This is a genomic window from Bordetella sputigena, from assembly GCF_965137885.1.
GTDB lineage: Bacteria > Pseudomonadota > Gammaproteobacteria > Burkholderiales > Burkholderiaceae_B > Bordetella_C > Bordetella_C sputigena.
In genome coordinates this window covers 340,052-352,705 of the sequence record NZ_CBCSCA010000003.1, presented here as the reverse complement: position 1 = coordinate 352,705, position 12,654 = coordinate 340,052, and the positions used below count along the sequence as shown (strand labels likewise).

Below are 12,654 nucleotides of genomic sequence, written 5' to 3'. Positions count from 1 at the left end.
GAGGTTAACATCCCCTTCCCTTTAAAACGCAGGAGGTCTCCAATGCCTTATGCGTCAGTCGCCAGTTATCCGGTCTTCCGGCAATTGGCACAAGGCGTTCACCGTTATCTCGGCGAATGGCTGCGGATCTGCTCGGTGTACCTGGGCATCGCCGTCATCGTCACAGTCAGCATGGGTTTGGCTTTGCCTGGTCTGCGCGACCAGGCCTTGCAGGTACACAAGGCTTTGTTGATGGCGCTCGCGCCCGCGACGGTTTCCCCGGCGGGATCGGCGGACAGCGCCTACGCCGATGCCGACACCTTGTCGGACCTGGACGATGGCAACAAGGCGGATGGTTCGCCCGGCGCCGTGGCGCTGGCCGTGCCGGATGCCGGCAGTAATGCAACCGCCTTCCTTACGCCTTTGCCCCATCCCGAGGTCAAGCCGGCGCCGCGTGCCGAAACGGCGAACAGTATGCAGACCGAAGCGCTGCGCAACTATATCTCGCGCAAGTACAAAGTGGCGTCGGATGCCACCGCCGTGCTGGTGAATACCGCCTACAAGGTCGGGCGCGAACTGAAGATCGATCCGCTGCTGCTGCTGGCGGTCATCGCGGTGGAGTCGCGCTACAACCCCTTCGCCGAATCCAGCGTGGGCGCCCAGGGGCTCATGCAGGTCATGACCAGCGTGCATCAGTCCAAGTTCGATGCCTACGGCAAGAAGGGCGCGCTGGATCCCGTCGCCAATATCCGCGTGGGCGCGGGGATCTTGAAGGACTGCATCAAGCGCCGTGGTTCGGTGCCGGGCGGTCTGGCCTGCTATGTCGGCGCCAGCGGTCCGAATGACGGCGGCTACGGCGACAAGGTGCAGGCCGAGCGCCGCCGGCTGGCGCTGGCGTCGGGGATTCCGCTGGCGCGTGACTGAGGCCTGTCGTCGGCTTAGCGCCGCAGCGTTTCCAGGAAACCGCCGATGCGGTCCACGGCCGCGCGCAACTGCTCCATGCCGGTGGTATAGGCGAAGCGCAGCGTGCGGCTGGCATGCGCCGGGCCGAAATCCAGGCCCGGCACGGCGGCCACCCCGGCCTCGTGCAGCAGTTGCATGGCGAAGCTGGCGCTATCCATCCCCCAGCGCGCCACGTCGGCATAGATATAGAACGCCCCGTCCGGCTTGACCGGGACGTCGATCCCCAGGCGCTCGAAGCCATCCAGCAGGAAGTCGCGGCGCGCCTGGAACGCCAGGCGCCGTTCTTCGTAGAGCGCCAGGGTGTCGGGTTGGAAGCAGGCCAGGGCCGCGTGCTGGGCCAGGGTGGGAGCGCAGATCGCCAGGCTGGCGGCCATTTTTTCCACCGTCGCCACCATGGCCTGCGGCACGATCAGCCAGCCCAGCCGCCAGCCCGTCATGTTGAAGTACTTGGAGAAGCTATTGATGACGATGGCGTCGTCATCCAGCGCCAGCGCCGAGCGCGGCTGGCCGTCGTAGGACAGGCCCAGGTAGATCTCGTCCATCAGCGTGAAACCGCCGCGCGCGCCGACCTCGCCCAACAGCTCGGCCAGCTCAGGCTGCGCGATGGACGTGCCGGTCGGATTGCTGGGCGACGCGATGATGGCGCCGCGGCTGCGGGCCGACCAATGGTCGCGCAGATCGGCCGCCGACAATTGGAAGCGCTTGTCCGGCGTGCTGGGTATCAGCTGCGGCCGTCCCCCCGCGGCCAGCACGAAGTTGCTATTGGCGGGATAGGACGGATCCGGCATGAGGACTTCATCGCCGGGATTGACCAGGGCGGCGCATGCCAGCGACAGGGCGCCGGAGGCGCCCGCCGTGACGATGACGCGCGAGGGATCGACACGAGCGCCGAAGCGGGTGTAGAAGTCCGCGATCGCCTCGCGCAGCGCCGATAGCCCGGCGGGCGGACTGTAGCCGCTTTGGCCCGCGCGCGCGGCGCGTTCCAGCGCTTCCACCACTTGGGCGGGCGCGGTAAAGTCCGGTTCGCCTATGCCCAGGCTGATGATGTCGCGGCCCGCGGCCTGCATGGCCTGCGCCTGTTTGAACACCTCCACCGCGTGGAACGTCAGGAATTCATGGGTACGGTCGGCGAGGGGAAACATACGGAATCTTGCGGCGGTCGCGGATAAGGAAGAAGGGAATTGTAGTCATGCAGCCATCGCGACGCGCGTTTCTGATGGGCCGGGCCACGCCCCGCACACCTTGGCAGGTGTTCTGCCAGAGCCTGCGCCGCGTTTGCGCCGGCGAACTCAAGCTCATCCACTCGGCGGTCGGCGCCGAGGCGACGATTCCCGGAGCCGGCGGGCCCGATAGGGCAACCACGGCCACGACCGCGGCTGCGGCGGATGCGGCATTTCCGACGGCCGCCGGCTTCCATACGGCCGGTTCGGCGCAGGCCGCGCCACAGGCGCGCTGGACGCCGGTCGACGGCGCCAATGTGCGGCAAGCCAGGATGCTTTGCGCCGAGCATGGCGTGCAATTGGCCCTGGCGGGGTCGGCGGTGTCGATCGAGGGGCGGCCGGTGCTGTGGGTGGACCCGGCGGCCCTCAACGGACTGGCGCGTGAGTCCGGGCCCGTACCGCGCTGGCGCGCCGGCCCGGGCGTGACGCTGGGCGAACTGGCCGCCGCCGGCCTGCCGCAGTTCGCCGGAGCCGATCCGGCGATCACGCTCGCGGCCTGGTTCGCCGATCGCGGCGCGGCCGCCTGGCCGACCGGGCGCGGCGACCTGTCCGGCGTGCATGAGGCCGATGTGCTGCTGGCCGACGGCGTGGCCGATACGCTCGGCCCTTTCGGCGCCGACGACGGCCGGCCCTTGCGCAGCGCAACCCTGCAGCAATTGGTGCCTGTGCTGTTCCGCCTGGCATCGGGCGAGGACGCGCGGTGGTGCGGCGAGCAGCCGGCCTGGCCCGCACGCTACCGTCTGGATGCCTTGCTGCCGGCCGCGCCGGCGACCTTGAATCTGGCGCGCATGCTGCATGGGCATGGGGGCACTCTGGTGTGGCTGGAAAGCCTGGTTCTGGAAGCGCCGCCGGGAGCATCGCCGCCACCGCCGCCTGATGTTGCCGGGCCGGCCGCACCGCTGCCGCCGGCACGCGCGCGCGCACTCGACAGGCGCGTCAAGGACAGTTTCGACCCCGCCGGTTTATTCCCCGAGGCCCCTTGAAAGCCGTGCCGTTCCGCGTTTCGCCGACGCGCGCGGCGATGCCCGCCGCGCGGCCGCTCCAGCGCATCGGAGTAAGATAAAAGACTTTCCGTCCGCCAGTCGCGATGCCCCACGAAGGCAGTTCCACCGGCGCGTTCCGACCCGATTCCCAGCACAGGGTCCGGCAAGGTACTAGAATCCTGCCTTTCGGTTTTCAACTTTCTTCACACGTATCAAGCGATCATGGACGCCAATTTGCGCAAGGCCGCGCTCGAATATCACGAGCAAGGCCGCCCCGGCAAGATCTCGGTCACGCCGACCAAGCAACTGACCAATCAACGCGATCTGGCTCTCGCCTACACGCCGGGCGTCGCGGCCGCCTGCGAAGAAATCGTCACGGACCCGGTGAACGCCTATCGCTACACCAGCCGTGGCAATCTGGTTGGCGTCATTTCCAACGGTACGGCGGTGCTGGGCCTGGGCAATATCGGCGCGCTGGCGTCCAAGCCTGTGATGGAAGGCAAGGCCGTGCTGTTCAAGAAATTCGCCGGCCTGGACGTGTTCGACATCGAAATCAGCGAAACCGATCCCGACAAGCTGGTGGAAATCATCGCCGGCCTCGAGCCCACCTTCGGCGGCATCAACCTGGAAGACATCAAGGCGCCGGAATGCTTCGTGGTGGAGCGCAAGCTGCGCGAACGCATGAAGATCCCGGTCTTCCATGACGACCAGCACGGTACCGCCATCACTGTCTGCGCGGCCTTCATCAACGGCCTGAAGGTGGTCGGCAAGGACATCGGCAAGGTCAAGGTGGTGACGTCCGGCGCGGGCGCCGCGGCGCTGGCCTGCCTGGAGCTGATGGTCGATCTGGGCCTGCCCATCGAAAACATCTGGGTTACCGATATCGAAGGAGTGGTGTACGAAGGGCGCACCACGCTGATGGATCCGGACAAGGCCCGCTTCGCGCGCAAGACCGACCTGCGCAAGCTGGGCGAAGTCATCGAAGGCGCCGACGTGTTCCTGGGCCTGTCGGCGGGCAATGTGCTGAAACCGGAAATGGTGGCCGCGATGGCCGCCCGTCCGCTGATCCTGGCGCTGGCCAACCCCACGCCCGAAGTCCTGCCGGAAGTGGTCAAGAGCGTGCGCGATGACGCCGTCATGGCGACCGGCCGCTCGGACTACCCGAACCAGGTCAACAACGTTCTGTGCTTCCCGTACATCTTCCGGGGCGCGCTGGACGTGGGCGCGACCACCATCACGCGCGGCATGGAAAAAGCCGCCGTTTACGCCATCGCCAAGCTGGCGCAGGAAGAACAGAGCGAAGTCGTGGCCGCGGCCTACGGCACCTTCGATCTCTGTTTCGGTCCCGAATACTTCATTCCCAAGCCGTTCGACCCGCGCCTGATCGTGCGCATCGCCCCCGCCGTGGCCAAGGCCGCGATGGAAGAGGGCGTCGCGACCCGTCCGCTGGCCGATATGGACAGCTATGTCGAACAGCTGCAGCAGTTCGTCTATCACTCCGGCGCCTTCATGAAGCCGGTGTTCGCGGCATCCAAGCGCCTGGTGCGCGAGGGCGCGAAGTCGCGCGTGGTGTTCACCGAAGGCGAAGACGAACGCGTGCTGCGCGCCGTGCAGGTGGTGGTCGATGAAGGCCTGGCCAAGCCCATCCTGGTCGGCCGCCCGGCCGTGCTGGCCGCGCGCATCGAACGCCTGGGCCTGCGCCTCCGCCTGGGCGAGGACGTCGAGGTCACCAACCCCGAATACGACGAGCGCTTCCATCGCTACTGGACGACGTATTGGGAGCTGATGTGCCGCCGCGGCATCACCAAGGAAATGGCGCGCGTGGAAATGCGCCGTCGTTTGACGCTGATCGGCGCGATGATGGTCCACCTGGGCGACGCCGATGCCATGATTTGCGGCACCGTCGGCGCCTACGCCGACCACCTGCGCTTTGTCGATGAGGTGATCGGCAAGCGCGCGGGCAGCAACGTCTACGCCGCGATGAGCATACTGCTGCTGTCCGAGCGTACGGTCGTGCTGGTGGATACGCACATCAATGAAGACCCCACCGCCGAACAGATCGCCGAATTCACCATCGCCGCCGCGCAGGAAATGGGCCGCTTGAACGTGGCCCCGAAGGTGGCGCTGCTGTCGCGCTCGAATTTCGGGTCCGGCAGTTCGTCGTCGGGCGAGAAAATGCGCGAAGCGCTGCAACTGGTGCGCGAGCGCGCGCCGGAAATCGAGATCGATGGCGAAATGCATGGCGACTGCGCGCTGGACGAGGAGCTGCGCCTGCGCATTCTGCCGTCGTCGACGCTGAAAGGAAGCGCCAATCTGTTGGTATGTCCCAACGTCGATTCGGGCAACATCGCGTACAACCTGCTGAAGACCGCGGCGGGCGGCAACGTGGCCGTCGGTCCCTTCCTGTTGGGTGCGAATGCGCCCGTGCATATCCTGACGTCCAGTTCCACGGTGCGCCGTATCGTCAATATGACGGCACTGGCCGTGGTCGACGCCAACAATCGCCGCTAGGCGGGGCGGTCTCGGTCCAAGGGCCGGAGACCCGGGGCATCGGCCCGGGCTCCGGCCCTTTTCATTGCTTCTTGCTCGTTGTATCTTCCGAATCCAATGCGCCGACCGTGGATAGCACGTGGATCGGTAAGGCGCAAAAACATGGCGCGATGCGATTGATCGAACCGGTTTATGCCGATACGATGCAGCGTATCCCGCGGATGGGTCGCGGACGTTTTTTTTGCAGGAGGTCCGAGCATGGCCAGAACCGGTCAGCCCGCATTGCAACGCCAGTTGCAGCGTGGCGGCGAGCTCGATGCTGCTGCGCTGGATAGGCAATCGGTAGCGGACGCCGCCGGCGAATTGCGCGCGGCCCTGTACGTCGCCGACTGCGACCGGGCGCGCAGCCGGTCGGCCGTATTCCGGGCCATCGCCAAGGCGGTGGATTTCCCGATGCACTTCCGCAGTTTCGACGAATTGTCGGATTGCCTTTCCGACACCGTGCTCGATCAGAAAGTCGGCGTCGTGTTGTGGCTGCACAAGCTGCATTCCGGCGATCCCGCGCTGGAAGAAGACGCGGCCCGCATTCTTTCCATCTGCCAGGACGTCACCGAATATGCCCGTGAAAACGGCCGGCTGTTCGCCTATGTCGTCGAGCACGCGGGCGCACACCCCGCGGCTGAACCCGGCGTGGCGGCCGCGCCTTACGGTGAAGCCGACTAAGGCGCCTGCCTGAAACCCTTGCCCAGCCTAGGTGCCGGAATCGACGGGGGCGCCGGTCGCTTCATCCGCATCCCAGTCCAACAGCGCGGTTGTCGCCGCGGCCAGCGCCAGGCCGGCGGTTTCGGTGCGTAGCACGCGCGGGCCGAAGCTGACGACGTCGACTCCGGCCGCGCGCGCCGCGTCGCGCTCCGTGTCGGACCAGCCGCCTTCCGGGCCCACCAGCAGCTCGACGGCCCGGGCATCGCCCAAATTGCGCAGCGCCGCCTTCAACGGCGTGCCGTTCTCCGGATGGCACAGCAGCCGCCGGCCGGTCGAGGCCGTTTCCAGCCAGCGGGCCAGCGGCATCACCGGTTCGATCCGCATCAGCCGGTTGCGCCCGCATTGTTCGCTGGCGGCGGTGGCGATGCGACGCCAGTGCGCCAGGCGCTTGTCCTGCCGCTCGCCGTTGAGCTGCAGCACGCTGCGCTGCGCGGCGACGGGCACCAGCCGCCGCACGCCCAGCTCCACGGCTTTTTCCACGATCCAGTCCATTTTGTCGCCGGACGGCAGGCCCTGGACCAGCGTGAGGCCGCCGGCCAATTCGGCCTCGCGCGGATCGTGCGCGCCTAGCTCCGCATGCACGGCCTTGCCGGCAATGCGCAGTGTCGCCGGGTATTCGCCGCCGTTGCCGTCGAACAGCACCGCCGTGTCGCCATCGCGCAGCCGGAGCACGCGCGCGGCGTGATGGGCGATGGCCTCGGGCAGTTCGATGCGGGCGTGCGGCGCGAGCGCGAAGGAGCAATAGAAGCGAGGGCTGGGCATGGGGAATTTCGTGCAGCGTGCCTGTCAAATATGCCTGTGAGGTTGCCGCGTCCGGCGGCCGGCCATGCGGACGGGCTTGGTCGTGGGCCGCGCGGGCGTCCGGCGGGACGCACATGGGCGAATCTTACCCGGCGCCGGCCGCGCCGCCGGCCGGATCCATCGCCTGGCGAGGCGCGCACTAGGCTGACCGGACGAGGCCGGGCGGGCGGGCGGCTCCCGCCCGGATGGTAAACTCGTGAGCTCTTCAAACCCCAGTCCCGGCCCCTTATCGATCGCCGCCGGGACAGCGTGTGCAGCGAGCCCTTCCAGAATGAGCAATCCGACCGCCCGACAACCTTCTTTGGCGGATGCCATCCGCGCCTTGGCGATGGACGCCGTACAGCAGGCGAACTCCGGGCACCCGGGGGCTCCCATGGGCATGGCGGAAATCGCCCAGGCGCTGTGGACGCGCCATTTGCGCCACAATCCCGCCGATCCCGCCTGGCCCGGCCGCGACCGCTTCGTGCTGTCCAATGGCCACGGTTCGATGCTGCTGTATGCGCTGCTGCACCTGACCGGCTACGACCTGCCGATCGAAGAAATCAAGCAATTCCGCCAGATGCACTCGCGCACGCCTGGGCATCCGGAAGTCGGCATCACGGCCGGCGTCGAGACCACCACCGGCCCGCTGGGCCAGGGCCTGGGCAATGCCGTCGGCATGGCTTTGGCCGAAGCCCTGCTGGCGGCGGAATTCAACCGCCCCGGCCACACCGTGGTGGATCATCATACCTACGCCTTCGTGGGCGACGGGTGCCTGATGGAAGGCATCTCGCATGAAGTCTGCTCGCTGGCCGGCACGCTGCGCCTGTCCAAGCTGATCGTGCTGTATGACGACAACGGCATTTCCATCGACGGCAAGGTCGAGGCCTGGTTCGGCGACGACACCGGCAAGCGTTTCGAAGCCTATGGCTGGAACGTGATCCGCGGCGTGGACGGCCATGACGTCGAGGCGGTCGATGCCGCCGTGCGCCAGGCGCGCGCGAACGCCGCCAGCCACGGCGGGCCGACGCTGATCGCCTGCCGTACCGTCATCGGCAAGGGCGCGCCCAATGTGGCGGGTACCGACAAGGTCCACGGCGCGCCGCTGGGCAAGGATGAAATTGCCGCCACGCGCGCCGCGCTGAACTGGCAGCACGAACCTTTCGTGATCCCGCCGGAAGTCTACGAGGGCTGGGATGCGCGTCGCGCCGGTTCGGTGGCGCAGAACGAATGGCAGGCGCGTTTCGATGCCTATGCCCGCCAGTTCCCCACGGAAGCCGCCGAATTCACGCGCCGCATGCGCGGCGAGCTGCCCGCCGATTTCGCCGACAAGGCGCGCGCCTTCGTCGCCGCAACGGTGGAAAAGGCGGAAACCGTGGCTACCCGCAAGGCTTCGCAGTACGCCATCGGCGCGCTGGCCCAGGCCCTGCCGGAATTGCTCGGCGGCTCCGCCGATCTGACGGGCTCCAACTACACCGACTGGAAGGGCGTGGCTCCCGTCCGCGCCGGCGAAAAAGCCATCCAGTTCGGCCGCCACATCAACTACGGCGTGCGCGAATTCGGCATGGCCGCCATCATGAACGGCATCGCCCTGCATGGCGGCTACCTGCCCTTCGGCGGCACCTTCCTGACGTTCTCCGATTATTCGCGCAACGGCCTGCGCATGGCCGCGCTGATGAAGCAGCGCGTGGTGCACGTATTCACGCACGATTCCATCGGCCTGGGTGAAGACGGCCCCACGCATCAATCGATCGAGCATGCCAACAGCCTGCGCCTGATCCCCAATCTGTCGGTGTGGCGGCCCTGCGATACGACCGAAACCGCCGTCGCCTGGATCGAGGCCGTCAAGCGTCCCGCCAGCATAGGCATGGACGTGCGCGATGGCGGCCCGAGCGCGCTGCTGTTGTCGCGCCAGAACCTGCCTTTCGTGCCGCGCGACGAAGCGACCGTCGCGGCCATCGCGCGCGGCGGCTATGTGCTGCGCGACGCCGACGATGCGCGCGCCGTCATCATCGCCACCGGGTCGGAAGTCGCCCTGGCGCTTGCAGCACAGGAATTGCTGAGCAAGGACGGCGTGGCCGTGCGCGTGGTGTCCATGCCCAGCACGGACGTGTTCGACAAACAGGACGCCGAATGGCGCGCCGCCGTGCTGCCCAAGGGCTTGCCGCGCGTCGCCGTCGAAGCCGGCACGACCGGCTTGTGGCATAAATACGTGGGATTGGAAGGCGCCGTCGTCGGCATCGACCGCTACGGCGAATCGGCGCCGGCCGGCGTGCTGTTCCCCTTCTTCGGCCTGACCGCCGAGAAGGTGGCCGCTGCCGTCAAACAGGTTTTGTAAACGAGGAGATCGAGTCATGACCATACGTGTTGCCATCAATGGCTACGGCCGCATCGGACGCAACGTCCTGCGCGCGCACTATGAAAGCGGCAAGAAGCACGATATTCAGATCGTCGCCATCAACGACCTCGGCGATCCCAAGACCAATGCCCACCTGACGCGCTACGACACGGCGCATGGCCGCTTCCCCGGCACCGTGGAAGTGGACGGCGACTACATGGTCGTCAACGGCGACAAGATCCGCGTGCTGGCCAACCGCAACCCGGCGGAACTACCCTGGGGCGACCTCAAGGTGGATGTGGTGCTGGAATGCACCGGCTTCTTCACCAGCAAGGAAAAAGCCAGCGCCCACCTGAAGGGCGGCGCCAAGAAGGTGATCATCTCCGCGCCTGGCGGCAAGGATGTCGACGCCACCGTGGTGTACGGCGTGAACCACCAGACCCTGAAGGCCGCGCACACCGTCATCTCCAACGCGTCCTGCACCACCAATTGCCTGGCGCCGCTGGTCAAGCCGCTGCATGACGAACTGGGCGTGGTGTCGGGACTGATGACGACCATCCATTCCTACACCAACGACCAGGTGCTGACCGACGTCTATCACGAGGACCTGCGCCGCGCCCGTTCCGCGACCATGAGCATGATCCCCACCAAGACCGGCGCGGCCGCCGCGGTGGGCCTGGTGCTGCCGGAACTGAACGGCAAGTTGGACGGTTTCGCGATCCGCGTGCCGACCATCAATGTGTCCATCGTCGACCTGTCGTTCATCGCCAAGCGCGAGACCTCGGTCGAGGAAGTGAACGGCATCCTGAAGGCCGCTTCGCAAGGCGCGCTGAAGGGCATCCTGGAGTACAACACCGAACCGCTGGTCTCGGTCGACTACAACCACAATCCGGCGTCCAGCACCGTCGACGCGACGCTGACCAAGGTGTCGGGCGCGCTGGTCAAGGTGTCGTCGTGGTACGACAACGAGTGGGGCTTCAGCAACCGCATGCTGGACACCACCGTCGCGCTGATGAACGCTAAATAAAAGACCCACCCCCGAAGCGCTGCGCGCTTCCCCCTCAAGGGGGCGACGCTCGAGGACCGGCGGAGGGCTGGCCGCCCGCCCGGTTCCTCGGCGTCTTCGATAGGGCGATGGCAAAGGGACGGGTGGCGTTCTTTTTTTGCACGGCGTGGGAATGATGGGGAGAATTTTTTCATGTCCAAGGTAAATACTCTGTCCGCGCTGGCCAAGTCCGGCGCGCTGAAAGGCAAGCGCGTGTTCATCCGCGCCGATCTCAACGTGCCGTTCGACGACGCTGGCAACATCACCGAAGACACGCGCATCCGCGCGTCGGTGCCCGGCATCCGCATGGCGCTGGACGCGGGCGCGGCCGTGATGGTGACGTCCCACCTGGGCCGTCCGAAAGAAGGCCAGTTGACCGATGCCGACAGCCTGGCCCCGGTGGGCCGCCGCCTGGCCGAGCTGCTGGGCAGCCCCGTGCCGCTGGTGCGCGATTGGGTGGACGGCGTGCAGGTCCAGCCCGGCCAGGTCGTGCTGCTGGAAAATTGCCGCGTGAATCCCGGCGAAAAGAAAAACGACGAAACCCTGTCGCGCAAGATGGCGGCGCTGTGCGACGTCTATGTGAACGATGCCTTCGGCACGGCGCATCGCGCCGAAGCGACCACCCATGGCATGGCCCGCTTCGCGCCCGTGGCATGCGCCGGTCCGCTGCTGGAAGCGGAACTGGACGCGCTGGGCCGCGCGCTGCACGAACCCAAGCGCCCGCTGGTCGCGATCGTGGGCGGCTCCAAGGTGTCGACCAAGCTCAGCATCCTGCAGTCGCTGGCGGGCAAGGTGGATCAACTGGTGGTTGGCGGCGGCATCGCCAATACCTTCATGCTGGCCGCCGGCAAGTCCATCGGCAAATCGCTGGCGGAGCCGGACCAGAAGGACGAAGCCGTGGCCGTGATCGATATCATGCGCAAGCGCGGCGCCGATGTGCCTATCCCGACCGACGTCGTCTGCGCGCCGTCTTTCGGCGCGGACGCCCCGGCCACGGTGAAGTCGGCCGATGCGATCGGCGCGGACGACATGGTGCTAGACATCGGCCCGCAGACCGCGCAGGCGCTGGCGGGCATCCTGAAGAAGGCCGGAACCATCGTCTGGAACGGGCCGGTGGGCGTGTTCGAGTTCGAGCAGTTCTCGCACGGGACCGAAGTGATCGCGCGCGCGATCGCCGAATCGTCGGGTTTCTCGATCGCCGGCGGCGGCGATACCCTGGCCGCGATCGCCAAGTTCGGCATCACCGACAAGGTGGGCTATATCTCCACCGGCGGCGGCGCCTTCCTGGAATTCCTGGAGGGCAAGACGCTGCCCGCCGTGGAGATCCTGCAGCAGCGCGCCGGATAGACGGCGGGAACCGGCGCGCAATGGCGCGCGCCTTCCCGTGGTTTCCGGATGCCCCTAACCCCGGCTGGCCAGCCAGTGGCGAACGCCGGGGTGATTCCACTGGGCCTGCGCGTAGTCGCGCAGCGGTCCGGGCAGCTCATCGCCGGGAATCGCCAGGCGATTGAGCATCACCGCCAGGTCCAGATCGGCCAGCGACCAGGCGCCGAACAGGTGGGCTTGCCCCGGTGACAGCATGGCGCTGGCCACCCTTATCAGACGCGCCGCGTCACAGTGGCCGGCGTCGCTCAAGGGCGCCGGGCGCGCGCCTTCGAAAATGACTTCCGTGGGACGTTCCCGGCGCAGGGCCTGCAGGTCGCTGCGCAGCCAGGATTGCACCTGGCGCGCCTGTGCGCGCGGACGCGGGTCGGCCGGATACAGGGCCGCGTAGTCGGGCGACGGAAATGCCTGCTCCAGGTATTCGGCTATGGCGCTGGATTCGCTCAGGTAGAAATCCAGATGCGCCAGCACCGGTACCTTGCCGATCGGCGAGCGGTGCAGGAAAGGCGCGGCGCGCTGGTCGCCCTGTTCCAGGTCGATCTGCCTGACCTCGAAATCCAGGCCTTTTTCTTCCAGTGCGACATACGCCGACAGGGCGTAGGGGCTCAGGAATTGGGCGTCGACATATAGGGTCAGCGGTACGGCCACGGTCTCCTCCAGTTGGATCGGCGCGGTTCTGCCAGCCGGAATCCGGCGCGCAAATACAGATAC

10 protein-coding genes are annotated in these 12,654 nt (G+C 67.0%); 7 read left to right on the top strand and 3 right to left on the bottom strand.

The genetic code is table 11. The annotated features are described in order from the left end of the window. Nucleotides 1-42 precede the first annotated feature (42 nt). On the top strand, nucleotides 43-903 hold the full coding sequence (locus tag ACNA0R_RS07515) for a transglycosylase SLT domain-containing protein (RefSeq protein ID WP_415825327.1): 861 nt from the start codon (nucleotides 43-45) through the stop codon (nucleotides 901-903). 14 nt (nucleotides 904-917) lie between these two features. Here ACNA0R_RS07515 and ACNA0R_RS07510 read toward each other — a convergent pair whose 3' ends face one another. Beyond that, nucleotides 918-2,084: a pyridoxal phosphate-dependent aminotransferase gene (locus ACNA0R_RS07510; RefSeq protein ID WP_415825326.1), complete on the bottom strand. Its 1,167-nt coding sequence runs from the start codon at nucleotides 2,082-2,084 to the stop codon at nucleotides 918-920. 47 nt (nucleotides 2,085-2,131) lie between these two features. Here ACNA0R_RS07510 and ACNA0R_RS07505 point away from each other — a divergent pair, with 47 nt between their 5' ends. From ACNA0R_RS07505 to ACNA0R_RS07495, 3 genes are all read left to right on the top strand, one after another. Continuing rightward, entirely contained in the window at nucleotides 2,132-3,145 is a 1,014-nt protein-coding gene (locus ACNA0R_RS07505) for a hypothetical protein (protein WP_415825325.1), read from the top strand. 222 nt (nucleotides 3,146-3,367) lie between these two features. Continuing rightward, nucleotides 3,368-5,656 carry an NADP-dependent malic enzyme gene (locus ACNA0R_RS07500; protein WP_415825324.1) on the top strand — a complete coding sequence of 763 codons (2,289 nt, stop codon included), beginning with the start codon at nucleotides 3,368-3,370 and terminating at the stop codon, nucleotides 5,654-5,656. 237 nt (nucleotides 5,657-5,893) lie between these two features. Next, on the top strand, nucleotides 5,894-6,358 hold the full coding sequence (locus tag ACNA0R_RS07495) for a barstar family protein (protein ID WP_415825323.1): 465 nt from the start codon (nucleotides 5,894-5,896) through the stop codon (nucleotides 6,356-6,358). A gap of 27 nt (nucleotides 6,359-6,385) precedes the next feature. Here the strand turns inward: ACNA0R_RS07495 and ACNA0R_RS07490 are convergent, their stop codons facing one another. Further along, nucleotides 6,386-7,159, bottom strand: a complete 774-nt coding sequence (locus tag ACNA0R_RS07490; RefSeq protein WP_415825322.1) for a 16S rRNA (uracil(1498)-N(3))-methyltransferase — start codon at nucleotides 7,157-7,159, stop codon at nucleotides 6,386-6,388. 310 nt (nucleotides 7,160-7,469) lie between these two features. Between ACNA0R_RS07490 and tkt the strand changes: the two genes are divergently transcribed. From tkt to ACNA0R_RS07475, 3 genes are all read left to right on the top strand, one after another. Next, complete coding sequence (tkt, locus tag ACNA0R_RS07485) at nucleotides 7,470-9,515, top strand: transketolase (protein ID WP_415825321.1); 2,046 nt, start codon at nucleotides 7,470-7,472, stop codon at nucleotides 9,513-9,515. Nucleotides 9,516-9,531: 16 nt separating this feature from the next. Next, nucleotides 9,532-10,542: a type I glyceraldehyde-3-phosphate dehydrogenase gene (gene gap, locus ACNA0R_RS07480; RefSeq protein ID WP_415825320.1), complete on the top strand. Its 1,011-nt coding sequence runs from the start codon at nucleotides 9,532-9,534 to the stop codon at nucleotides 10,540-10,542. Between the two features lie 171 nt (nucleotides 10,543-10,713). Beyond that, nucleotides 10,714-11,907: a phosphoglycerate kinase gene (locus ACNA0R_RS07475; RefSeq protein WP_415825319.1), complete on the top strand. Its 1,194-nt coding sequence runs from the start codon at nucleotides 10,714-10,716 to the stop codon at nucleotides 11,905-11,907. 54 nt (nucleotides 11,908-11,961) lie between these two features. On the opposite strand, the gene yfcF is transcribed toward ACNA0R_RS07475, so the two are convergent. Continuing rightward, on the bottom strand, nucleotides 11,962-12,591 hold the full coding sequence (gene yfcF / locus ACNA0R_RS07470; RefSeq protein WP_415825318.1) for a glutathione transferase: 630 nt from the start codon (nucleotides 12,589-12,591) through the stop codon (nucleotides 11,962-11,964). Between the last annotated feature and the right edge of the window lie 63 nt (nucleotides 12,592-12,654).

Coding starts and splice junctions, on each gene's coding strand:
- ACNA0R_RS07515 (WP_415825327.1), top strand. CDS start 43: ATGCCTTATGCGTCAGTCGCCAGTTATCCGGTCTTCCGGCAATTGGCA.
- ACNA0R_RS07510 (WP_415825326.1), bottom strand. CDS start 2,084: ATGTTTCCCCTCGCCGACCGTACCCATGAATTCCTGACGTTCCACGCG.
- ACNA0R_RS07505 (WP_415825325.1), top strand. CDS start 2,132: ATGCAGCCATCGCGACGCGCGTTTCTGATGGGCCGGGCCACGCCCCGC.
- ACNA0R_RS07500 (WP_415825324.1), top strand. CDS start 3,368: ATGGACGCCAATTTGCGCAAGGCCGCGCTCGAATATCACGAGCAAGGC.
- ACNA0R_RS07495 (WP_415825323.1), top strand. CDS start 5,894: ATGGCCAGAACCGGTCAGCCCGCATTGCAACGCCAGTTGCAGCGTGGC.
- ACNA0R_RS07490 (WP_415825322.1), bottom strand. CDS start 7,159: ATGCCCAGCCCTCGCTTCTATTGCTCCTTCGCGCTCGCGCCGCACGCC.
- tkt (WP_415825321.1), top strand. CDS start 7,470: ATGAGCAATCCGACCGCCCGACAACCTTCTTTGGCGGATGCCATCCGC.
- gap (WP_415825320.1), top strand. CDS start 9,532: ATGACCATACGTGTTGCCATCAATGGCTACGGCCGCATCGGACGCAAC.
- ACNA0R_RS07475 (WP_415825319.1), top strand. CDS start 10,714: ATGTCCAAGGTAAATACTCTGTCCGCGCTGGCCAAGTCCGGCGCGCTG.